This is a genomic window from Candidatus Thiosymbion oneisti (genome assembly GCF_900092655.1).
GTDB lineage: Bacteria > Pseudomonadota > Gammaproteobacteria > Chromatiales > Chromatiaceae > Thiosymbion > Thiosymbion oneisti.
This window is the reverse complement of record NZ_FLUY01001104.1, coordinates 1-23,440: the sequence shown is the minus strand read 5'-3', so window position 1 is coordinate 23,440 and position 23,440 is coordinate 1. Positions and strand designations below refer to the sequence as shown.

General features: G+C 61.6%; 18 protein-coding genes. 8 read left to right on the top strand and 10 right to left on the bottom strand.

Annotation, left to right across the window (positions count from 1 at the left end):
- Window positions 1–697: 697 nt before the first annotated feature.
- From BQ17_RS11245 to BQ17_RS11220, 6 genes are all read right to left on the bottom strand, one after another.
- The gene (locus BQ17_RS11245) at window positions 698–1,624 is read right to left on the bottom strand and encodes a formylglycine-generating enzyme family protein (protein ID WP_176722391.1); all 927 of its coding nucleotides are present in this window, start codon (window positions 1,622–1,624) and stop codon (window positions 698–700) included.
- Window positions 1,625–1,959: 335 nt separating this feature from the next.
- Window positions 1,960–2,490: an REP-associated tyrosine transposase gene (locus tag BQ17_RS11240; RefSeq protein ID WP_089727096.1), complete on the bottom strand. Its 531-nt coding sequence runs from the start codon at window positions 2,488–2,490 to the stop codon at window positions 1,960–1,962.
- A 403-nt stretch (window positions 2,491–2,893) separates the two neighbouring features.
- Entirely contained in the window at window positions 2,894–6,334 is a 3,441-nt protein-coding gene (locus BQ17_RS23410) for a formylglycine-generating enzyme family protein (RefSeq protein WP_256091553.1), read from the bottom strand.
- 414 nt (window positions 6,335–6,748) lie between these two features.
- Window positions 6,749–7,858, bottom strand: a complete 1,110-nt coding sequence (locus BQ17_RS11230) for an AAA family ATPase (RefSeq protein ID WP_089727093.1) — start codon at window positions 7,856–7,858, stop codon at window positions 6,749–6,751.
- Between the two features lie 427 nt (window positions 7,859–8,285).
- Window positions 8,286–9,635: a S1 family peptidase gene (locus BQ17_RS11225; protein WP_089727091.1), complete on the bottom strand. Its 1,350-nt coding sequence runs from the start codon at window positions 9,633–9,635 to the stop codon at window positions 8,286–8,288.
- 13 nt (window positions 9,636–9,648) lie between these two features.
- Window positions 9,649–9,969, bottom strand: coding sequence for a CU044_2847 family protein (locus tag BQ17_RS11220; protein ID WP_141699237.1), 321 nt, complete (start codon window positions 9,967–9,969; stop codon window positions 9,649–9,651).
- A gap of 286 nt (window positions 9,970–10,255) precedes the next feature.
- Here BQ17_RS11220 and BQ17_RS11215 point away from each other — a divergent pair, with 286 nt between their 5' ends.
- The 3 genes from BQ17_RS11215 to BQ17_RS11205 all read left to right on the top strand — a co-directional run bounded on the left by BQ17_RS11215 (window position 10,256) and on the right by BQ17_RS11205 (window position 14,725).
- Window positions 10,256–11,728: a glycogen synthase gene (locus BQ17_RS11215; protein WP_089727087.1), complete on the top strand. Its 1,473-nt coding sequence runs from the start codon at window positions 10,256–10,258 to the stop codon at window positions 11,726–11,728.
- Between the two features lie 104 nt (window positions 11,729–11,832).
- Entirely contained in the window at window positions 11,833–12,693 is an 861-nt protein-coding gene (locus BQ17_RS11210; RefSeq protein WP_089727085.1) for a hypothetical protein, read from the top strand.
- A 79-nt stretch (window positions 12,694–12,772) separates the two neighbouring features.
- Window positions 12,773–14,725, top strand: a complete 1,953-nt coding sequence (locus BQ17_RS11205; RefSeq protein WP_089727082.1) for a 4-alpha-glucanotransferase — start codon at window positions 12,773–12,775, stop codon at window positions 14,723–14,725.
- A 307-nt stretch (window positions 14,726–15,032) separates the two neighbouring features.
- Here BQ17_RS11205 and BQ17_RS11195 read toward each other — a convergent pair whose 3' ends face one another.
- Window positions 15,033–15,371, bottom strand: coding sequence for a type II toxin-antitoxin system PemK/MazF family toxin (locus BQ17_RS11195; protein WP_089727078.1), 339 nt, complete (start codon window positions 15,369–15,371; stop codon window positions 15,033–15,035).
- On the bottom strand, window positions 15,356–15,598 hold the full coding sequence (locus BQ17_RS11190) for a ribbon-helix-helix domain-containing protein (protein WP_089727076.1): 243 nt from the start codon (window positions 15,596–15,598) through the stop codon (window positions 15,356–15,358). The genes BQ17_RS11195 and BQ17_RS11190 overlap by 16 nt, the downstream gene beginning before the upstream one ends.
- Window positions 15,599–15,894: 296 nt before the next feature.
- Between BQ17_RS11190 and BQ17_RS11185 the strand changes: the two genes are divergently transcribed.
- From BQ17_RS11185 to BQ17_RS11165, 5 genes are all read left to right on the top strand, one after another.
- A complete protein-coding gene (locus BQ17_RS11185) occupies window positions 15,895–17,166 on the top strand; it encodes an alpha-amylase family glycosyl hydrolase (RefSeq protein ID WP_089727074.1) in 1,272 nt (423 codons plus the stop codon).
- A gap of 292 nt (window positions 17,167–17,458) precedes the next feature.
- Window positions 17,459–18,745: a Vi polysaccharide biosynthesis UDP-N-acetylglucosamine C-6 dehydrogenase TviB gene (gene tviB / locus BQ17_RS11180; protein WP_089727100.1), complete on the top strand. Its 1,287-nt coding sequence runs from the start codon at window positions 17,459–17,461 to the stop codon at window positions 18,743–18,745.
- Window positions 18,746–18,846: 101 nt separating this feature from the next.
- A complete protein-coding gene (locus BQ17_RS11175) occupies window positions 18,847–20,238 on the top strand; it encodes a ribonucleotide-diphosphate reductase subunit beta (protein ID WP_089727072.1) in 1,392 nt (463 codons plus the stop codon).
- 4 nt (window positions 20,239–20,242) lie between these two features.
- Entirely contained in the window at window positions 20,243–20,767 is a 525-nt protein-coding gene (locus tag BQ17_RS11170; protein WP_218068228.1) for a TIGR00645 family protein, read from the top strand.
- 69 nt (window positions 20,768–20,836) lie between these two features.
- Window positions 20,837–21,517: a protein-L-isoaspartate(D-aspartate) O-methyltransferase gene (locus tag BQ17_RS11165; RefSeq protein ID WP_089727068.1), complete on the top strand. Its 681-nt coding sequence runs from the start codon at window positions 20,837–20,839 to the stop codon at window positions 21,515–21,517.
- A 106-nt stretch (window positions 21,518–21,623) separates the two neighbouring features.
- Here the strand turns inward: BQ17_RS11165 and msrA are convergent, their stop codons facing one another.
- Both msrA and BQ17_RS11155 read right to left on the bottom strand, forming a co-directional pair.
- Window positions 21,624–22,277, bottom strand: a complete 654-nt coding sequence (gene msrA, locus BQ17_RS11160; protein WP_089727066.1) for a peptide-methionine (S)-S-oxide reductase MsrA — start codon at window positions 22,275–22,277, stop codon at window positions 21,624–21,626.
- A gap of 134 nt (window positions 22,278–22,411) precedes the next feature.
- Complete coding sequence (locus tag BQ17_RS11155) at window positions 22,412–22,990, bottom strand: OmpA family protein (protein ID WP_089727064.1); 579 nt, start codon at window positions 22,988–22,990, stop codon at window positions 22,412–22,414.
- Window positions 22,991–23,440: the final 450 nt, after the last annotated feature.

The window sequence follows — 23,440 nt, the reverse complement described above, 5'->3', positions numbered from 1 at the left end:
AGCGTGGGAGCAGACCTGGTCCCGACGGAGGAGGGATCTGACGCTCCAGCGTCGATTAAGCGCCGCGGTAGGCTAACCGCCAACGCCGATCAGCACCGAGGAGCTGCGTCCGCTGGAGCGGACAAGCTGCCGTTCCCACGCTGGAGCGTGGGAACGAGCGTGACAGCTGACGCCACCGTTTTTGCGACACCCTCGGCGGGAGAGGGGCTTTTGCGACACCTTCCACAGGTGGGGGGAATGAGTTTTTCCTATAGGAAAATCCACTCAAACCCGATCCCTTCCCCGTGCCCACAGGGGAAGCTGACTTGCCTTGCAGATGAGACACCTGTCCGCCGACCAAGCGGTTCCGCGCTTCCATCGCGCCTCCGCCTACAGCGCCCAACCCGCGTAGGGCGGGAAAGCGCAGCGCATCCCGCCTTCGGGATCCCAGCTCACCTGAACTGACCTGGTTACTGATCGACGCTGGAGCCTGGGAGCCAGATAAAGCGCTGGGAACGCCGGCATCCTGCCGGCCAGGATTTGTCGGCAAAAGGCTGTTCCGACCCGCCTTCTCCGCGGCGCGGAGCTTCCACGTCCCCACGCGGCGCGTGGGGGCGAGAAGAGGCGCTTAATCGACGCTGGAGCGTGGGAGCCGGATGGGTGTGGGAGCCGGATGCAAGTGCGCCCGGCAAAGGGTCAAAGGGCAGAGAACAAAGGGTCAGAGCGTCCTGGCGAGACGAATACCGACGTCGAAGTAGGCAACATCCGCGGCGTACCTGTAGCGGCCGGCGGAGCGCAACCACCCCGGGTCGCTGCCCCAGCCGCCCCCGCGCAGCACACGCCGGGCGCAGTCCCCACCCCCGGCCTCTCGCCAGGCGCTGCCGTCATTCGGTGCGCCCGCGTAGCTGTCATGCCAACAGTCCTCTACCCACTCGTAGACATTACCTGCCATCTCATACAGGCCGAAGGCATTGGCCGGCAGGCTGCCGGCGGGGACCGTCCGACGGCGATAGACGCCGGTCTTGGCGCCGCAGCCGTTGTAGTCATAGCTACCGTCGTAGTTGGCCTGGTCGGTGTGGATACAATCGCTGGTCCAGAAGGGGGTCGAGGTGCCGGCGCGGGCGGCATATTCCCACTCGGCCTCGGTGGGCAGGCGGTACGCGGCGCCTGTGCGCAGGCTCAACCAGCGCGCATAGACACGGGCATCGTTGAAAGAGACACAGACCACGGGGTGATCGGCAGACTGGGCAAAGCCGGGGTTGCGCCAGCTTGCGTCTTCCCGTTGCTGAAATCTTGAACGGTCCGCGTTCACTGTGTAACAGCCGCCACCGCGCTCGGCATCGGTCCGGTAGCCGGTCTCCGCGACGAAGCGGCCGAACTCCCCGACGGTGGTCTCACAACGGGCCAGCGCAAAGGGCCTGACCACAGCGACCGGATGTTGCGGTCCTTCGCTACTCAGGCGCTCTTTCTCTCCTGGAGGCGATCCCATCCTGAACCGGCCGGATTCGATCAGCACCATCTGCGGCCCTTCGCCGGGACGACTGACACAGGGCTCAGCCGGCAGGGTACCGGGCGCAAAACCGCTTGCCTCCTCGGCACCCTGGATCAATAGTGCCGGGAGGAATATCAGGACAAGACCGAGCAATGGGTGCGTCCGGGACCTTCGGTGATACCTACCAGCCCCGGACGCCGGCATTCCCGGCCCGACTCGCTTCTGGCTCCCACGCTCCAGCGTCATACTTCTCTCTGGCTCCCACACTCCGGAGACTGCTTCTACTTCTGGCTCCCACGCTCCAGCGTGGGAGCAGGCCTTGTCCCGACGGAGGAGGGATCTGACGCTCCAGCGTCACCAATGCTCACCACTGGCTCATACCTCGATCAACCCCTCTACCTCTAGCACTTCTGGCTCCCACGCTCCAGCGTGGGAGCAAGCCTTGTCCCGACGGAGGAGGGATCTTGACGCTCCAGCGTCATCAACGCTCACCACTGGGTCACCACCTCGATCAACCCCTCTTGCCGGGCATAATTCCGTGCGCTGGAATAGCGCCAGTGCACCGGGTTGTCCACATAGCCCCGCGCGACCGGATTATTGTGAATATACTCCAATTTCTGCCGCATCATCGCCTCCCCCTGGATTTGCTCCGGGTGGGAGCCCTCCTGCCAGACTTGATACTCCCGATCCACCTTGTGCCGCGCCTTGTGGAACGCGAGCAGGTCCAAAATCGGTGAGTGGCGCTCCTGCAGTCGTTTCACGATCCGCCCCGCGGTGAAGGACTTGAAGCTCGCTATCGCCTGGCCCAGGTCCGGTCCGGCGGCGAGCAGGTGGCAATGGTTCTCGAGGATGACATAGCCATACAAGATAAGACGATCCTGGCTCTGCAAAAATCTCAAGGAATCGAGCAAGATCTGCACGTTCGCAGGCTGAGCAAACAGAGGCAACCATTGAAGCACCGTGCAGGTGAGGAAATAGGGTGCATCCCGGTCGTAAATCCGGTAACGATCTCGACCCATGGCGGCCTTCCTCGTTTCTGTCCATTCTCCGTTATAGGTATTTTGGTTCCCGGGGTCCATTGCAGGAATGCCGTTTTGGGCGCTCCGGCGGCTTGGTGTTAGCTGGGCTTTCGAGCATACCTCGATGCTTCTCGACGCTGGAGCGTCAAGATCCCTCCTCTGTCGGGACAAGGCCTGCTCCCACGCTGGAGCGTGGGAGCCAGATAGTAAAGTTCGCGCTCAACGCCGGCTTGTCCGCTCCCGCGGACTCAGCTCCTCTGTACTGATCGGCATTGGCTGTTAGCCTACCGAGACGCTTAGTCGACGCTGGAGCGTCAAGATCCCTCCTCCGTCGGGACAAGGCCTGCTCCCACGCTGGAGCGTGGGAGCCAGATGAAAGGGACAAAGTAAAAAGGATACAGGGTCAGAATGTCCTGGCGAGACGAATACCGACGACGAAGTTGGCACCACCCGCGGCGTTCCTGAGGCGGAGCGCGGAGCGCAACCACCTCGGGTTGAAGTACCAGCCGCCCCCGCGCAGCACACGCCGGGCGCAATCCCCACCCCCGGCTTGCAGCCAGGCGCTGCCGTCAGCCGGTGCGCCCGCGTAGCTGTCATGCCAACAGTCCTCCACCCACTCCCAGACATTGCCCGCCATCTCGTGCAGACCGAAACCGTTGGCCGGCAGGCTCCCGACGGGGACCGTCCGGCGGCGATAGACGTCGGTCTTGGCACCACAGCCCTTGTAGTCGTAGCCGCCGTTGTAGTTGGCCTGGTCGGTGTGGATGCAGTCGCCGGTCCAGAAGGGGGTCGAGGTACCAGCGCGGGCGGCATATTCCCATTCGGCCTCGCTGGGCAGGCGGTAGCTGTGGCCGGTCTGCTCGCTGAGCCACGCCGCATAGGCCTGGGCGTCACGCCAACTGACATTGATCACCGGCTGGTCGCCGCGGCCCCAGCCTTCGTCGTCCGGCTTCTCGCGCCCGGTGGCCTCGGCAAAGCGATCATAGTCCACGAAGCGGACCTCGGTGCGGCCGATGGCGAAGGCCCGAACGGTCACCTGGTGCGGCGGGCTTTCATCGCTGACGCGTTCCGGCTCGCCCTTCGGCGAGCCCATGAGGAAGCTACCACCGGGGAGCCGAACCATCTCGGGGCCGGTGCCACCGATCCGCAAGGGATCGCGGAATGTCCGACCAGGCAATTCCGATGTTGGTTGCGTCTCCCTGGTATCCGATGTCTGCGTTTGCGGCGCTTCCGGCGGCAGCGCTTCCGGCGGCAGCGCTTCCGACGGCAGCTCGGGCGGAGTCGTCAACTCGGCGATCTGTTCCGGGGTCAGGGGCTCCGCCAGCGGGTCCGTGAACCCGCTACCGGTGGTGCCGGGGGTCCACAGCAATACCCGCAGGGCTTTGGGCTCCGGTGGTTGGGCAAGCCCGGCAAGGGCCACGGACCCAAGCTGGTCGGTCACTTCGGGGACCTGACCCCAGGTGAGGTAGGTCAGGCGCCGGGCGATGGAGTTGGCTATCGATTCGTCGGCGGGATCACCCCATTGGATCCGGTTGACCGGTGGTAGGGATTCGGCGTCTTTCCCAGGTAGCTCCAATGCCGCCTCGATGATTGCCGTATCGAAGCCATTGGCCGCCAGGGTCTCAAAAAGTGCTTGCGCCAACTCGGCGGTCTCTTTTCGGTGCCGAATGGTGACCCGGTACTCGGCATGGACAGCATTCTGCCTGGCGAGCGGACGTGATTCCGCCGCTTCCCGGAGCCACTGGTGCCAAGCGCTCCCGGCGAGCCAGGCGCCGCCGGCGGCCAGTATCACGGCGAGTGCCGTGCGCGCAAGCAGGGCCCGACGCAGGGTCCCGCCCAGATAGGGGCGCAGTAGACGCTTGGGCAGGACGAAATCGAGCAGCCGCAGGCGCCAACCGAACAGGACATCAGCGAAGATAGCATCGTTGAGGGCGCCGTGTTCGGCGGACAGGGTGCGCGATGCGGACAGCCAACGGTCGAGCCGCCAGCCCCTCTGGCGCAGCCACTCCCGGAGCCTCGTCCAGGGCCCAACGGCACGCGGCAAATTGACCGGCAACGCAAGGCGCCCGGTGCCGGTCCCCGGCTCGGGGCGCAACAACCGGCGGTAGAGCCGGCGGAGCCTGTGTTCATCGCCGCGGTCGAGACGTTCCAGCAGATCGGCACGCAGCCAGTCCGGCAGCCAGCCGGCACGGCTCCAGGGCAGGCGTGCGACCTTGAGCAGCCGGCGCTCGCGCGCCACGGGGTCGGGATCGGGGAACAGGCTCAGATCCAGGAGCCGGGTCAGGCCCCAGTGGAGCTGGGGGTAGGCAGCCATCGCCGTGAGCAGCCGGCTGCCGTCCGGCCCCAGGTAGTCGATCAGCACGGACAGCAGCCCGGCCTGTTCCGCGGCTGCCGGCGCTACCGGCTGGGTCCAGCGCCGGGCGTCCTGGAGCAGCCGCGGCAGGGGCAGGGTGAGACCCGGCAGTGCCGGATCCGCGCCGGCGGGCCGGTTGCTCAGCCGTTCGCCCAGACGATCGCTCAGACATAGGGCGAGGGCCCGGATGCCGGCGCTGTCGAGCTCGGCGACCAGGAAGCCTGCCGCCGCCAGGGCAGTTTGCCAGCGCTCGGGCGGGCGTCGGGTGACCAGCAGTCCCCGCTCGGGCCAGCTGGCGAAGGCATCGAGCCAGGGCAAGGCGGCGTCGGAGAAGGGGTCGATCAGGGCCGCGGGCTCGCCGATCAGGAGCAGCCGGGCACCCGCATGCCGGCCGGCGACCGCGGCCAAGGGGCGCCACCGGCCATCATGGCCGATCAATCGCCGGGGGCTGTCGCGGTAATCGTAACGGTACAGGTCGAGCCCGGCCGCGTGCAGACGGTCCACCAGCTCGCCCGCCAGGCCGGCCATCTGGTCGCCGACGTGGTGTTGCTCGACCAGGACCACCAGCTCCGGCACCCTGCGGCGGGCACGGCGCACTGGTTGTAAGAGCCCGGCATGGCGCGCGGTACGGTCGACCGTGGCCTCAAGATCCAGATGCCGGGTCGGCACCGCCACCGGAGTGTGCAGGCGCTTGAGGGTCTGCTGCAAGTCCGGGGCAGCGAGCGGATCGTCCTGGTGGGCAGCCAGGCCGATGTGGGTGAGCGGATCGTTCGGATCGCCCCGGCGGCGCTCCAGCACCGTCTTCCAGGTCAGCCAGCGGATGAGCAGCCATACCAGGGCCAGGCAGCCCGGCAGGATCAGGAGCAGATCACCCAGGGCCTCCAGCCGGGCGCGGTGGACGGGGTCCAGGGTCGGCTGCTCAGGGGGCGTGCGCGGTGGGACGGGCTCCAGCGTCAGTCCTTTTGTCTCCGGTGGTAGCTGATCGTCCAAGGGCAGGGGCGACGAGATCGGCTTGTCTGGGGACGGCGGTAGGGACGGCGCTTGAGATCGAATGTGATACCAATAGAGGGTCCCGGCCAGCACCAGGAACAGGAGTGCGAGGCCCGACAGCCACCAGCCCAGACGCGGCAGGGGTGGCGACTGCGGCGGTGCATCGGTGTCGGCGGTTGTCGCCGCGGTCCCTGGTTCCGGCCCGCGCAGATCCGGCTCCAGGTCTCGGGCCCAGCGCGCGAACAGCTCGCCGAACTGCCGCTGCTCTTGCTCGGAGCGGCACAACAGGGGCGCGATCAGCTGCTCGAGGTCGGCGACCCGTTGCGGCAGCTGGCCACGGGCATTGAGTGCCAGCAGCAGGTCGTAGATATTCTGCCAGCGATCGGGACCCACCGGCAGACCGGCCCCGCGCAGCAGTACCGCCAACCGGGGCAGATCGCGGTGATAACGCGCCAGGGGGCCAGGCGGGGGCGGAGCCGATGAGACCTGATGCGTGGTCACTAGGATTCCTTGACGGACCTGTATCTTTACAACCGAGTCAAATTCCGCGGGCGCCGGAAACAAGAACCACGAAAGACGCGAAAGGGTACGAATTCACACGCGGGTTTGCTCGTTCCCATGCTCCAGCGTGGGAACGCCATCTTGGCCGCTCCGGCGGCCAGGCTTGGTGACGCTGGAGCGTCAAGATCCCTCCTCCGTCGGGACAAGGCCTGCTCCCACGCCGGAGCGTGGGAGCCAGATGAAACCTTTTTTAATCCGCAGATTACGCAGATTTCCGCAGATTAAGAACGAAATAATCTGTGGAAATCTGCGTAATCTGTGGATAAAGAAAGTCCGGTCCTCCAAACTGCGCCGAATCATTCAGGATTGCTTTTAACCGGACAGGCTCTTAGACAAAGCCTCGTCAGGTGCCCGTCAGCGCCCGCCGCGCCAGTCGGTCAGCAGCGTGTCGGTTCGGGCCTGGTCAGCGGGGGATTTCAGCAGCAGGGACTCGATGCCGGCCCGCAGCCTGGCCTCGCCCACCCCTTCCCTCTGGGTCAGAGCGGCCAAGGCATGCCACTCCGAGATCGGCGTGCGCTGGGGCATGAGATAGTCGAGCCAGTCGAGGAGCTCCGCCAGGGTCGGGCGGCGCTCCAGGCCCGCCTGCTCCCGCAGGAAGCGGAAGAAGCCCACCGCATCCTGGATGCGGCGGGAGGTCTGGTCCTGGCCCTGATAGCGGGCACCGAGGCGGGCGGAGACAATGGATTCCACGGTGACCTGATCTTCGGACGGCTTCCCCTCCAACTCCGCCTCGAACGGCGGGAACTGCTGGTGCAGGTAGACACAACGGCGCAGAAAGGGGTCCGGCAATGCCTTCTCGGAGTTACTGGTAAAGACCACAATGGGCCGGTAGCGGTTCTCGTCCTCCCCAAGCGCGACCCGCACCGCGGGCCGCCCGGCGCCGCTGAGTTCCGGGATGTCGAACTGCATGTGCTCGATCTCCACCAGGATGTCGTTGGGGACATCCCGCGGGGCCTTGTCGATCTCATCGATGAGGACCACGGAGCGGCGCTGCGCGCCGGGGTGATCGACGGCATAGTCCGGCACCCCCAGCTCCCGCACCACGCGCTCCGGCTTGGCCAGCAGGATGGCGCGGCCCAAGGGCTCGAAGGTGATGAAGCGGCCGGGGTCGGTACCTGGATCGCCCTCCTTGAGGGTATTGGCGGCGTGGAAGCGCCCTACCGTATCGAAGCGGTAGAAGAGGTCGCGGGACTCGGTATCGGATTTGACGGCGAAGCGCAGCACCTCACCCAGGCCCAGCTCCCAGGCGATGCTGGCGGCCAAGCCGGATTTGCCCGAGCCCGGTTCGCCGGTCACCAGCAGCGGCATGCCGAGGGTCAGGGCGACCTCGACGGCCGCCGCCGTGCGGTCGGTAGCACGGTAGCCCTGGGGGGCACGCAGGGCGGCCGGGTCCACCGTGGGCAGTCTGTCCGCGGCCTTGGGCTCGGCGTGGCCGCGGCCGGTGTAGAAGCGCAGTTCGCTCATGATTCGATCTCCTTTCCAGATATCGGGGTCGGCTCGGCGATCATTGCCCCCTTATGTGCTTGTCTAAAAAAGGGCCGTAGGCGGTAGCGCTCGTTCCTACGCTCCAGCGTGGGAACGCCGGCTTGTCCGCTCCCGCGGACTCAGCTCCTCGGTGCTGATCGGCATTGGCTGTTAGGTCGTGTTGACATTTAGAAGGTCCGCACAGCGGACCCTACGCTAACCAGCTGATCGACTGTAGGGTCCGCTGTGCGGACTGCCGGAATGTTGCAGTCTTTCAACATGTGAAAACAGTCGGTTAGCGTTAAATGTCAACAGGACCTAGTCTGCCGAGACGCTTAGTCGACGCTGGAGCATCGGGATTTGCTCCCACGCTGGAGCGTGGGGAGCCAGTCGACGGCGTGGTGATCCTTGCACTGTTAGACCCCGGTCATGGACATGGATTGCGGCGTGCCTGCTGCAATGCGCCCTCGTCGATCAGACAGCGGCGTATCTGCTCGTAGCGGATGCCGCAACCATCGGCTGGGAACAGGCTGAGCAATTCGGCCCTTAGCCAATCGCGTTTGAAGAGCCTAAGAAACGGCGTCGGGAAACCGGCGAGCCACTGGTCGATGTCCGGTTTGTGGAGAAGGCGCATGTCAGCCAAGGTGTGGCAACAGTCGAGTCTGGCTAACTTAAGGCGGTAAAGCCGCCACCAGAAAGGTGGCTTTTCGCCGTCGCGGATACAGGCAAAGAGCACCAGGACCCGGGATCCGGGCGCAAAGCGTCCGAGCTTCTCGAGGGTCTCGTGGGCACCACGGATGAGCTTCGGTAAGTAACGTCCGTGGCGCTTCAGCGCCACGGGGATGTAGAGCACCCGCAGGTCGGTGCTATTGATCCAGCCGCGGACCACGGCCTGCTCGGCCTTCTCGTCTGCGGCCCTGGAGGTGCCCAGTACCTTTTCGAGCAGTGCTTTCCGGAAGGCCGCGCTATCTAAACGGGTGAGGCGAAGCGGAACCGCCTCCCGGAAGTCCTGACCCTGTGCCGGCCAGGGTTGCAGGTGGATATGGTCGGCAAGGTAGTCGGGCCAATCCTCCGAGCAAGCCTCGACCCATGCGATCAGTCGGTCGTTGTCGTCCAGAAGCTCATAGATGGACGCAAGCTGATCGTGGTCCAGGGTCTTGACTAGGGGGTTGTCGGTCGCGGCGTACTCGCCGTCCGAGAGCCAAGCCCTCGCCGGAGAGTAGACACGCGGAAGGTTGGCGATGTCGATTGCAAAACCCTTGTCCGTCCCCACGCGGTGGGTGATGACCGCAACCACCCTGTGTCCCTTCGGATCGAAGACCGGGGCACCACTGTAGCCGTCCTGGATCTTCTCGAGCGCGCGTGAGCCCTCGTACAGATAATAGTCCCATGCAGGAACATCCTGGTGGGAGACATGGGGACGGTAAATCCTAGCGCCGAGTTCCCCGGATAGCTGGCGGCCAATCGGCTCATAACCGTAGGCCTTGAAAGCCATTTGGGGCGCGCCGTCAGGTGCCAGTGTCAGCGGTTCTCCGCGTGCCAGATCCGGGACTTTCAGCACGGCCAGATCCAGATTGTCGTCGCCTTCCTTAGAGACGAGCTCGCACGGCAGGCCATTGATAGACAGGCGCTCGGGACCGATCTCGCGCACCACGTGCCAACAGGTGACCACGAATACCGCATCACCCTCGCGGGCACAGGCGAAGCCGGTACCCTGGCCCCGATGCTCGGCATCCGGGCCGGTTATGCGGAAGACGACATCGGTCCACCAATCCATAGTGAAGGCCCGGTCAGTCTTGGCGTTTGGGGCGCACGGTCAGCTTGAAGCTGACATTCGACTTGCCGGTACCCTGGGCAATGAAGAGCTTGCCCGTGGCCTCGAAGCCGAGCCCGAGCTCGATTTCCACCTGATCGATGGTGAGGTCTCGGCTCATGTCGGCCCATACCGAGGCGACCGGCTCGACCGATTTGAGCAGCAGGCCACGCACCGCGTCCAAGGCCCCGTCGACACGACTGGCGGCACCCGCCACGATCTGCCTGGGCTGGTCCTCGGGGTTTGCCTGTACTTCTACGAACAGGCCATCTCTCAGTTCGATGAGCTCGGTTGCCATCCGGGTCGCCATCCGGGGGTCCTCCACGTGGGTTTGAAATCCCTCACATTTTCACCGAAATAGAGGTATTTGTCGCCGGTCGCCGGCTCCCACGCCGGAGAAACCGGGAGCCTGGGAGCAAGCCGGGTAGTCAGTTATCGGTAGACGGCGCTCGGTTGCGTACCCATAATATGGCGCCTAGTGCCTGCGGAATCGGGATGTCGTTTTCGCTTCCGCATCCTGATCTGTCATGACAAGCGGCCAGCAGCTAACTCAATGGCATTGGGCTTTTACTAGGTTATCCTTAATGTATATCGTTCATATCTCGTCCGAACTCGCACCCGTCGCCAAAGTGGGCGGGTTGGCTGATGTGGTCTTCGGTTTGAGCCGCGAGCTCGAGATTCGCGGCAACGATGTGGAGATCATACTCCCGAAATACGACTGTCTCTGGTATGGTGAAATCTGGGGGCTGGACGCCACCTACCATGATCTCTGGGTGCCCTGGGGTGGGGGCGGCGTCCATTGCACGGTCTATTTCGGCATGGTCCACGGGCGCCGGTGCTACTTCATCGAGCCCCACTCGCACGAAAATTACTTTAATCGCGGTTCCTTCTATGGAGCGCCCGACGATGCCTTGCGGTTTGCCTTCTTCTGCAAGGCGGCCATTGAGTTTCTGCTCAAGTCGGGCAAGCGTCCGACCATTATTCACTGCCACGATTGGCAAACCGGTCTGGTACCGGTCCTGCTGTGGGAGATCTATCACCGTATGGGTATGCACGATCAGCGCGTCGTGTACACCATCCACAATTTTCAGCACCAGGGGGTCCACGGGGAGCCGGTGTTATCCGGGACCGGCCTGAATCGACCGGACTATTATTTTGATCGTGACCGCCTGGGCGACGATCACAACCCGAAGGCCATCAACATGATGAAGGGCGGTATCGTCTATTCGAGCTTCGTGACCACCGTCTCTCCGAAGCATGCCTGGGAGGCCCGCTATACCGACCAGGGTAAAGGGCTGGGTCACACGCTCTCCGTCCACGGGGGCAAATTCGGCGGTGTACTCAATGGCGTCGATTATGAGGTGTGGAATCCCGAGATCGATCGCTTTCTGCCCCATCACTATGATGTCTGGCATCTGGACGGGAAATACGCGAACAAGGAGGCGCTTCGCGAGCGCCTGATGCTGCGCAAGGACTACAAACCCCTGATCGCCTATGTCGGTCGGCTGGATCACCAAAAGGGCCTGCATCTGGTCCGTCACGCGATGTTCTATGCCCTCCACCGGGGCTCCCAATTCGTGCTCCTGGGCTCGAGTCCGGACCCGGGCGTCAACAATGAGTTCTGGGGTCTCAAGCACCATCTCAATGACAACCCGGATATCCATATCGAGCTCGGATTCAACGAGCAGCTCGCCCATCTCATCTACGCCGGCGCGGATATGTTGGTCGTGCCCAGCGTTTTCGAGCCCTGTGGTCTCGCCCAGCTGATTGCCCTACGTTACGGCACCGTCCCCATCGTCAGATCGGTCGGTGGTCTCGCCGATACCGTATTCGATCGGGATTATGCGCCGATGCCTTTCGAATATCGCAACGGTTATGTCTTCGACAACACGGATTTCTCTGCCGTCGAATCGGCTATGGACCGTGCTATCGGGCTCTGGTATGAATTTCCGAAAGAGTTTCGGCGCCTGCTTTCCAACGGCATGGTCTATGACTACTCTTGGAATCATCCGGCCCACCATTACCTGGCGATCTACAATCACGTTAAGGCATGGTAACGCACCGAGTGCCGCTTCCGCTCGCTAGGGACATTGAGCAATGATGGGAAAATAGTCATATCCATCAGAAGACGAGTCCGTATTCTCGCGGGACTTGACACCTAATGAATAATACCGAGGGAAAACTATATGTTTATAACTTGTGTAACTGCCGTTATGAAGGCGAAACCAAGCAACTGGAGGGAGAGAAAGAACTCAAGCTGCCGTATTACATGAAGGCGACCACCCTGAAACCACCCAAAGCTACAGGTAATGAAACCGTTTTCTTCAGTTTCGCCAAGAACCGTTGGTTTTTAGCAGACACTAGCTGTGATCCTGCGGATTACGAGCGTCTGGGATCGGATGGCGTGGGTATGGTAAATCCCGGTGCGAGAGCTATGAATAAGGAAGGGATTATTATAATTGATGATTTCTATCTCAATCCCGAGGCCGTTAGGGAAGAGGCATTGCGAGACGACTATAGATTAAAAACATCTTTTACTACATTCAGGAGCCCGAAAAGAACGAACGCCAAGGTAATAGAACGGATCAGCGAGTTGACCGGCATGAATTTATCGGCGGCTCCTGAGAGCCTTACGGGCACCTACAAGATCGACCCTTTTGGGGATGCTGCCGAGGAACGGACCCGAATTCATGCCGATAGGCGAGGGAATTGGGCGGGCCTGGTCTATTTGAACACGCCGGAACAGTGTAAAGGTGGAACCAACCTTTATCGGCATAAGCGGACCGGCTATAAAGATAATCTGCAAGTGCCGGGGATAATACTAAAGATAGAGTTATTCTACGATGGGCACTTTGAAGACAGATGGCAAATTACGGACCACATACCGATGAAATTCAACCGGCTCGCTATATATAACGCCCATCGGTTTCATCGGGAGACGTGTTTCTTCGGACGGTCCATTGAGGACGCGAGATTAGTACAAACCTTCTTCTTGCGTGATGAGAATTATAGAAAGGTCTGAATGAAGGCGTTTGGAAACCAGGCTTTTCGAGCAGCGTTTCGGAAAATCCCATGGAAGGCGTTCTTCAAGGCAGCCTTGAATGATTGGCTCCGAGTCCTACGCGGGCTGTGTAGCGCCAGGCTTGCGGGCCTGCGGCGTCGATAAGCTGTTTCTGGAGATCCACGATGCCAGCTTCCCGGCTCGATACGAGGAAGATACGGGGCGCGGCACACCTTATGCCGAGGGTGCCGCGGATTTTTTGACTCAGTTGGCAAAGCTCGGTTTCAACGGTGTCCAGCTGGGCCCCCAGGGTCTCACGGCCGCGGACAATCCCTCTCCCTACGACGGCACGCTCTTCTCGCGCAACCCGTTGAGCTTGGCCCTCTCTCCCCTGCTACGGGAAGGTTTGCTGGAAGCCGGCGAACGCGAGTCTCTGCTCGCGGCTCGTCCAGGGGTCCGAAACCGGGTCCATTATGCCTTTGCCTATGCGGCTCAAGGAGGTGCCATCGATATTGCCTATGGGCGATTTCGCAAGGATCGCTCGGCTTATCCGGAACTGGAACAGCAGCTGAACGGTTTCCGGTGCGCCCATGCCCGATGGCTGGAGCCCGATGCGCTCTACTCGGTGTTGTTCGAGGTGCATGGGCGACACAGCTGGCACCATTGGAAGACCCCCACCGGCGAACCCCACCCCGACCGCGACCTGTTCAATCCGACCGCCGGAGCGAAAGCGGCCCGCACCGCTAGAAAGGCCAGGCTGCTGGAAGACCACCGAGCGGCGGTCGAGCATTATACATTCGGCCAGCTGCTCCTGCATCAGCAGCACCAGCGACTGCGGGATCACTGCAAATCGCTCGGGATGCAGCTGTACGCCGACCTGCAAATCGGGTTGTCGGATCAGGACGCATGGGCCCACCAGGGGTTGCTGCTGCCCAATTACCGGATGGGGGCCCCCCCGAGCCGGACTAATCCCATGGGCCAACCTTGGGGCTTCGCCGTGTTGGATCCCGGTCAATACCGGGCCGAGGACGGCTCCCCCGGACCCGTGCTCGCGTTCGTGCGCTACCGGCTGGAAAAGCTCTATTCCGAGTACGACGGGGTACGGGTCGATCATCCCCATGGGTGGGTCTGCCCCTGGGTGTACCGCAGTGACAGGAAAGACCCCTTTCTGGCCGTCCAGCAGGGGGCGCGGCTGTTCTCCTCACCGAATCTGCCGGATCACCCGGATTTGCGGGCCTTCTCCTACGTGGAGGAACACCAGCTCAATGCCGAAGGTGCACTGCATGCGGACCATTGGGTGGAATATCTCACCGCGGAGCAGGTGGACGCCTATGCCCAGGTCTTTTCCCGGCTGGTCAGCCCCGACGGTACCACAAGCCACCGCTACGACCTGGTGTGCGAGGTACTCAGCACCCTACCCTTGCCCCTCAAGCAGGTGCTGGACCGATTCGGCCTCGGTCGGTTTCGGGTCCTGCAGAAGGTGGACCCGCACAATCCCACCGATGTCTATCGCAGCGAGCGTGCCGAGCCCATCGATTGGATCATGCTCGGGAATCACGATACGCCGCCGATCTGGCAGCTGGCCGCCCAGTGGGTCAGGGACGGCAGCGCCCGGGACCGGGCCGAAGACCTGGGAAACCGATTGGTCCCGGCGCACACGGACCGGGAACGCTGGGTGACCGATCATGCCGGACACCCCGGTGCGCTGGTACATGCGCTGTTTGCCGATCTGTTGATCAGTCGGGCCCGCAACATCATGGTCTTCTTCGCCGACTTGCTCGGTCTGGAGGAGCAGTACAATATCCCCGGCACGGTGAAGGACGCGAACTGGTCGCTGCGCGTTCCTCCCGACTACGAGCGGGCCTATCTGTTGCGGCTGGGCGATGACCGCGCCCTCAATCTGCCCTATGCCTTGAGTATCGCGCTCCGCGCCCCGGGCTTCGAGCCGGTGACGCCGCAGGTACTCGCCATGCTCGATCGGGAGGCCCAATACCTGCGCGATCAGGGGCGCAGTCTGGTGCGTCTGCCGATGCTTGATTCAAGGGCGCCTTGAGAAATTGGTAGTGCTTAACATGTAGTGGTCGCGTAGTCCTTTTAAGCGGGGAAGAAAAAGGTTCAGCAGGAAGTTCATCACTACCTCTATAATCACTACATCCCTCACAAAGGCTTGCACCACCAAACGCCCCTCCAAACGCTCCAAAAATGGTATGCACGGCAGCCCCAATTCTCTAAAAAAATTCCACGTAATCATCTAGGACCTGACAGTTACACCGTTTTCCATGACTATTCTCAATTCTTAACGTCGGCGCCTAGCGGCCTAGCGGGTCGATACGACTCGCCAGGTCCGCTTGAGCGCTTTGTTATGCCCCTATGATTTCGTTGAGGCCGTCAATAATATGCACAAGGTCCTCGTCGGATGCCTTGGCTATTCTGGTACCAATTCTCTCAACGGATAAGGTGCGGATCTGGCTGATCTTGGCCCAAGAGCGTTTGGGGAGCCCCCTGGTCGGCAGCTCAAGGGTGAGGGGGAAGCCTGCCTTCTGAGGTTGACTGGTTATTGCTATGGCGATGACCGTGCCGGATCGCTGATTGAAGACGTCTTGGCTGAGTATGAGAACGGGCCTGTTGCCGCCTTGTTCGTGTCCACGTGTTGGATCAAGATTTGCCCAACGGATGTCGCCTCTCAGTATTCGGGCCATTCAGAAAGGTCTCCGGCGATACCCTCGTCGGCCATGGCCTGCTCGAACTTAGGATCGAGTTTGCCGCATTCACGCGCGAGTCTGCCACCGTCAAAGCGTTGCAGCTTCTCTTCGACAGCTTCCTGAATGGCACGGCTTCTGCTAGGGTAGACACGTTGGCGGACGAGGCGATCGAGGCGACCAAGGGTCTTCTCGTCTAGGCTAATCGCGATTTTTGCCTTGTGCATGGTCACCTCCTGGTACGACTATTGGTCATACCACCTCTAATGTCAAGTAAACCGAATGGTGTGATCTTCCCAGGGGCATAACGGCTTGGCTCAGGCGCCCAATGCCGCGTGGCACTGAGCTTGAAAATTGCTGAGGAGCCGGAACCGCGGCATTGGGTCGCTTGCAGCCAAATGTTAGGCGAATGATCTGTGAGAAACGACCCATCAATTGAGCCTGGCTCCTTTTCCCATTTGGGTTCTATAGCTTTTGAATTTCTTCTATTGAAATGCGAAGTTTTGGCTGGAGCTTTCCGCACATGAAAATATACAACCTATTCCCCCTCCTCGCCGGACCCTTCGGGGACTGGAAGCCGCACCTGGAGCGCGCCGCCGCTATGGGCTTCGATTGGGTATTCGTCAACCCGATCCAGCGGCCGGGTCATTCCGGCAGCCTCTATTCCATCGCCGACTACTTCAAGATCAACCCAAACCTTTTGGATCCCGAATCCGGCAAGTCCCCGGAGACTCAGGTCAGGCAGATGGTCGCCCAGGCCCATGATCTGGGCCTGAACATGATGATCGACCTGGTCATCAATCATTGTGCGGTGGACTCCTCGCTCGTCAAGGCGCATCCGGAGTGGTGTGTGCGCGAGGGTGACCGCCTGGTCAACCCTTACTGCCTGGAGGAGGACGGGACCAAGACCGTGTGGGGGGACCTGGCCCAGCTCGATCACCGACATTCTTCGGACGTGGAAGGGCTAAGGCGCTATCTGGACGATGTCATCCTCTATCTGGTGGAGCTCGGCTTCACCGGCTTTCGCTGCGATGCCGCCTACCAGATCCCCAGGGACTTCTGGCGCCGGATCATCGAAGACGCCCGGAGCCGGCACCCGGATCTGGTGTTCGCGGCCGAAACCCTCGGCTGCTCACCACATGAGACCAGGGAGACCGCCTCCGCCGGATTCGACTATGTCTTCAACAGTGCCAAGTGGTGGGACTTCTCGAGCCCCTGGCTCCTGGAGCAATACGAGCTTACCCGCCAGATTGCCCCCTCCATCGGCTTCCCGGAGAGTCACGATACCGAGCGCCTGTTCAGCGAATCGGGCAACAATGTCGAGGCCCTCAAGCAGCGCTACCTGTTCGTCGCGCTGTTCTCGACCGGCGTCATGATGCCGATCGGTTACGAGTACGGATTCCGCAATCGCCTGCACGTGGTCGCTACCCGACCGGAGCACTGGGAGGAGCCGGCGGTGGACCTGACCGACTTTATCACCCGCGTCAACCGGATCAAAAGCGACTACCCTGTCTTCCAGGAGGAAGGCCCGATCCAGAAGCTCGATCACCCGAATCCCACCCTACTCCTGTTTTGGAAGGCATCCACCAGCGGCAACGGCGAAGCACTGGTGGCGCTCAACAAAGACCCTTGGAACCGCCAGCACTTCCATTGCTACGACCTCTACCGCCACGTGCAGGCGGCGACTCCACTGCAGGACGTCTCCCCGGAGTGGCCGGTGGAACACCTGCCCACACCTTTTGATTTCGAGCTTGGCCCGGGGATGGGGCGGGTGATGGTCTCCGGCATGGCCTGAACTCCCGCCGACCACGGGCCAGTTCGAACTGCAAAGGCGAAAGAGTAGAGGTTGGGCCAAGCCCGTAGGGTGCGGTGAGCGGCTGAAGGTGGGATGCGCTGTGCTTTCCCGTCCTACGGGGCTGAAATCAATGCGTTAGTTTTTAGACGGCCTCTTAGCGAAGTGAACCGCATCAGCCAGATAGTCAGGTCGATTGAGATGCATCATGCCCGAAATCGGGATCGGGATCGAAGTCGGGATTCCGATTGCGATCCCGATTTCGATTTCGACCCAGCGCAAAGGTACGGCTGCCATGCCCTCCAACTTTGATCTTCAACGCATCCGAATCGGGGTCGTGGGTCTCGGCTATGTGGGACTGCCGCTGGCCGTCGAGCTGGGCAAGCGCTATCCGACGGTGGGCTTCGACCTGGATGCGGCCCGCATCGCGGAGCTACGGGCAGGCAGGGATCGCTCCCTCGAAGTGGACCCGCAAGCGCTACGGGCCGTCGCGGAACTGACCTACACCGACCATGCCGCGGACCTAGCCGACTGCAACCTATTCATCGTAACGGTCCCCACGCCCGTAAACCTCTACAAACAACCGGATCTGCGCCCCCTGGAAGCGGCCAGTCGCACGCTCGGCGCACGGTTGAAGGCAGGTGACATCGTCGTCTACGAATCGACGGTCTATCCAGGCGCTACGGAGGAGGTCTGCATCCCGATCCTGGAGCAGCTGTCCGGCCTCGCGCTCAACCGGGATTTCTTCGTCGGCTACAGCCCGGAGCGCATCAACCCTGGCGACAAGACGCACCGGTTGACCACGATCAAGAAGGTAACCTCGGGCTCTACCCCCGAGGTTGCCGACTTCATCGACGCCCTGTACCGCAGCATCATCCCCGCCGGCACCCACAAGGCCAGTAGTATCCGGGTCGCCGAGGCGGCCAAGGTCATCGAGAACACCCAGCGCGATGTCAACATCGCGCTCGTCAACGAGCTTGCCCTCATCTTCAATCGCTTAGGGATCGATACCCAGGAAGTGCTCGCAGCGGCGGGCAGCAAGTGGAACTTCCTGCCCTTCCGACCAGGCCTGGTGGGCGGACACTGCATTGGCGTCGATCCCTACTATCTCACCTACAAGGCGCAGGCCATCGGCTACCATCCGGAGATCATCCTCGCCGGCCGCCGTCTCAACGACCGTATGGGCGCCCTTATCGCCGGCCGGGTCGTCAAGCTCATGACCCGGCACAACCTGGTGACGAAGGACAGCCGGGTGCTGGTGCTCGGCCTGGCGTTCAAGGAAAATTGCCCGGATCTGCGTAACACCCGCGTGGTCGATATCCTTAAGGAGTTGGCCGAGTACGGCATCTCCACGGACGTCCACGACCCCTGGGTGAATCCCCGTGAGGCCGAAGATGATTATGGCATAACGCCGATCCAGGACCCGCAACCGGGGAGCTATGATGCCATCATCCTGGCCGTGGCCCACCGCCAGTTCGAGGAAATGGGGATCGAACGGCTGCGGGCCTGGGGTCATCCCGGTGCCCTGTTCTTCGATGTCAAGCATGTGTTCCCGGCTGACGTCGTGGATGGTAGGTTGTAGGGTGGTGTGGCCGCCGCCGATCGCGCGCATAAAGGTAGGTCGATGATCTGTTTGGTTCTCTTTCTTCACCGTTACGATCCGGAAGTAAAAGAGGAAAACATATGTTGAATTGGGACGACCCACTGGCCTTCGTGTCGAGCCGGCGCGAGGGCTCCAAAGTGCCGCCACCGGCTGCGCTGCCGAGATCGGTACCCTTTGATTTATCCCCCAAGGGTGACGGACACGCCGAGCGCCAGGCCCACGACACTGCCGGCTATGTGCGTCCGCTGGGCAAGGACGCGGGCGCTGGCGACACCTTGGTGGCCGCCGCGGGTGCCGGACCGGTGGTGGATCCGAATCCGCTGCCGGTGCAGCCGGATCTGGCAACCTGGGGGCCCGACGTCCCCGTCACCGGCGCTGATGGCCTGCCGGATCGGCACGCCGATCCAGCCGCCGCGGGTGGTGCCACCGGCCTGGAGAGCCTGGAGATAGGTGCCGGCCGGGTGCGGGTGGACGACAAGCGGATCATCAACTGCCGTGCCGACCTCAACCAGCTCGTCCCCTTCAAGTACGACTGGGCCTGGCAGAAGTATCTGGATGCCTGCGCCAACCACTGGATGCCGCAGGAGATCAATATGAACGCGGACATCGCCCTGTGGAAAGACCCCAAGGGTCTGACCGAGGACGAGCGTACCATTATCAAGCGCAACCTCGGTTTCTTCTCGACCGCCGACTCCCTGGTGGCGAATAATCTGGTGCTTGCCGTCTACCGGCATATCTCCAATCCGGAGTGCCGTCAATATCTGCTGCGTCAGGCCTTTGAGGAGGCCCTGCATACCCACGCCTACCAGTACGCGGTAGAGAGCTTGGGACTGGACGAGGGCGAGATCTTCAACATGTACCGGGAAGTGCCGGCCGTAGCGCGCAAGGCGGAGTGGGCGCTGTCCTACACCCAGTGCCTCGCCGATCCCCATTTCAACACGGGTACCCCGGAGAACGACCGCAAGCTGCTGCGCGAGCTGGTCGCCTTCTACGTCATCTTCGAGGGCATCTTCTTCTATGTGGGCTTCGTCCAGGTCCTGAGCATGGGCCGCCGCAACAAGATGACCGGCACCGCCGAGCAGTTCCAATACATCCTGCGCGACGAGTCCATGCACATGAATTTCGGGATCGATGTGATCAACCAGATCAAGCTCGAGAACCCGCAGCTGTGGACCGAGGGGTTCAAGCAGGAGCTGGTGCGCATGATCCATGATGCCGTGGGGCTGGAGAGCCAATATGCCCACGACACCATGCCCCGCGGTGTGCTGGGCCTGAACGCCCCCTTGTTCGATGAGTATCTGAAGTTCATCGCCAACCGCCGCTGCGCCCAGATCGGCCTGCCGGAACAGTATCCGGGGGCCACCAACCCCTTCCCCTGGATGTCCGAAGTGCTGGATCTGAAGAAGGAGAAGAACTTCTTCGAGACCCGAGTCACCGAATACCGTACCGGCGGTAGCCTGTCTTGGGACTGAGAAGATGAAAATAACCGCTGGTAGGTTGGAACGCGCGATCGAAAAGTTGCTTTTCTCCAGCCGCTGGATCCTGGCCCCGGTCTATGTCGGCATGTCCCTGGCCCTGGTCGCCCTGGGCGTGAAGTTTTTCCAGGAAGTCTTTCATGTCCTGAGCCATATCTGGACCATGCAGGAATCGGAAATGGTGCTCACGATCCTCGCCTTGATCGACATGGTGCTGGTAGCGAGCCTGGTGGTGATGGTGATGTTTTCCGGCTACGAGAACTTCGTCTCACGCATCGATATCGACGATGATGCCGAAAAGCTCGGTTGGCTGGGCAAGCTGGATGCCGGTACCCTGAAGCTCAAGGTCGCAGCCTCCATCGTAGCCATCTCCTCCATCCATCTGCTGCGGGCCTTCATGAATGCGCCCCAGATCCCGAACGACAAGCTCATGTGGTATGTGATCATCCACCTGACCTTCGTGGTCTCGGCGGTGATGATGGGCGTGCTGGACAAGCTATCCTTTGCTGGGCATCGGGAACACTGACGGCGACACGACCATCCTGCGATCGACGCCGATTCATCGGTGCATCGGCCGCGGCGACGGGAAGGACCTATGCAATCCAGCACTCACAAGCTGCTTGAGGATATCAGGGCGGAGCTCCGATATACGCGCTCGATGATCGGACGCGACACCTTCGACGAGCGCGTAATGATGGCCATGGAAGCGGTCCCGCGCCACCATTTCGTCCCGGACCATGAGCAAGGCTATGCCTACGCCAACGGCCCGCTGCCCATCGGCCACGGCCAGACCATCTCCCAGCCCTTTATCGTCGCCCTGATGACGGACCTCCTCGCTTGCGGACCGGATGACTGCGTGCTGGAGGTCGGCACCGGCTCCGGGTACCAGGCGGCCATCCTTTCCCGCGTGGTCGGCCAAGTCCGTTCGGTGGAGATCATTCCCGAACTGGCCCGGCAGTCCGCCGCTCGGCTCGCCCGCCTGGGCTATACGAACATCGAGACCCGGCATAGCGACGGCTACACCGGTTGGCCCGAGTTCGCCCCCTACGACGGCATTCTGGTCACCGCCGCCGCGCCCGCGGTGCCCCCACCCCTGATCGAGCAACTCAAGGAAGGTCACCGGCTGGTAATCCCCGTCGGTCCCCAGTACGGCCATCAGGAGCTCGTTGTGATCGAGAAGCGCCAGGACGGATCGCTCAGCAAGACAGAGGCGCTCGGGGTCGTCTTCGTTCCCCTGACCAGGATGCCCTCGGACTCCCAAGGCGAGCGCACATAGCTTCCAGCAGCGGCTGAAGACGGGATGCGCTGCGCTTTCCCGCCCTACGGGGCTAAACTTTTGTGGATTAGAACCCAAAGACGAAAACCCCTGGGTGGCAGGCGGATCAGACCTGAGTGCCTTCTCCCAGGTCCGGATAGGCTACTCGGCAACCGCCGTGACCACAGTAGCCGCCCGGATTCTTGGCCAGGTACTGCTGATGATAATCCTCTGCATAGTAGAATTTCGGCGCCGGTAGGATCTCGGTTGCAATCGCCCCATAGCCGGCTTTTGTAAGCGCTGCCTGATAGCGCTGGGCACTTACCTGCGCGGCCCTTTTCTGGTCGCCGGCGAAATAGATGCCGGAACGGTACTGGGTTCCCACGTCGTTTCCCTGACGCATGCCCTGGGTTGGGTCATGGGCCTCCCAAAACCGACGCAACAGTGCCTCGAAGTCGATGCCCTGCGGCCGGAACACCACCAGGACGACCTCGTTGTGTCCCGTGAGCCCCGAGCAGACCTCCTGGTACCTGGGGTTGGGCGTGTAGCCGGCGGCGTAGCCCACGGCCGTGGAGTAGACACCGGGCAGCTCCCAGAAACACCGTTCGGCACCCCAGAAGCAGCCGAGTCCGAAGAGGGCGGTGCGGGTGTCGGCCGGGAACGGCGGTTGGATGGGCGTGCCCTTGACGTAATGCAGGTTGGTTACGGGCATGGCCTGATTGCGTCCGGGCAGGGCCTGTTCCGGGCTGGGCAGCCGGGTTTTGTCCCGGAACATACGCATGGTCGAAGACCTCCTATGATTGCGTAGTCCGTTCTATGATGGGGTCTCGGCCAAAGAAAAAGCCGACCACGATCATGGTGGTCGGCTTCCTGACATGCCCACGGCGAGAGATTCTCCCGCCGCCGGTTTCTAGGTCAAAGCTTGGTTTTGTGGAACTCCACGCGGCGCTGCGCAACGGAGTAGGGATCGTATCCCGGACGCATATCGTATTCGCCTCTGGACTCGGCAGGTGCGAGGTACTCTTCAGGATAACCCCGCCGAATGAAATAATCGCGAACCGCCTCGGCACGCCTCTGACCTAACTTCATGTTGTAATCATCGGAGCCGTCGGCGCTGGTGTGCCCCACAATGGTGACGCGCTCGCGGTCCGGAGTTGCTTTCAACTGGTCGATATACTTATCGATCTCATCGACCTGCCTTATATCGGCGACGCCATTCGGAACGACGTACTGGTTGAGATTGAAATTCAGCTCCGCCACAACCTTCTTGGCTGGTTCCAGCTTTTTCACCGCGCAGGGAGCAAGATCACCGGGGCCAGTCTTGCTCTTCCAGCACTCGTCGTATCTGGTGGTCCAGGCGGTATTTTCCCCTTTCGCCGACCAGAGGTTCTCGTCTGTGGGGGGATGACCCATGGCGGGTGCCGCCAGGGCAAAGGTCAGCGCCACAGGGGCCGCGTAGCCCATGACGCGAAGGGTTTTGTTTGCTTTGCGCATCTTTGGTTACCTTATCTCTCGGGTTGTAGACAGTTGGTCAAAATTCGGTGCTTCGGCACAGGTCCGGACAACATGTAGGCGAAAAACAACAAGCCCGCGAATATCGTCATGTCAGCTTGGATACGGAAGTTCCCCAAGCCTTGTCTCCTGGAACCACAAGTTGGAGCTATCGTATGACGATCCGACCATCATTATTAATTCTAGCGCAAAATTCAGACAAAAGTGCAACTTTTTTTGTTTTTATACAATTCTGCAACGCTAAGGCATCCACGAAACTTCAAGATGTTGAAAACCATGGGGCAAGAAAGAGGGGTGATCACGGTGACACCCATCATACTGTTTTGTTTCAGCAACAATCGGGCATCTGCACAGTCTAGTGTAGTGCGCTGTAAATAGTAGAACTAACAAAGCCGCCCCTGGTCGGTTGTAGAGAGCCGATGCAGACAAGAG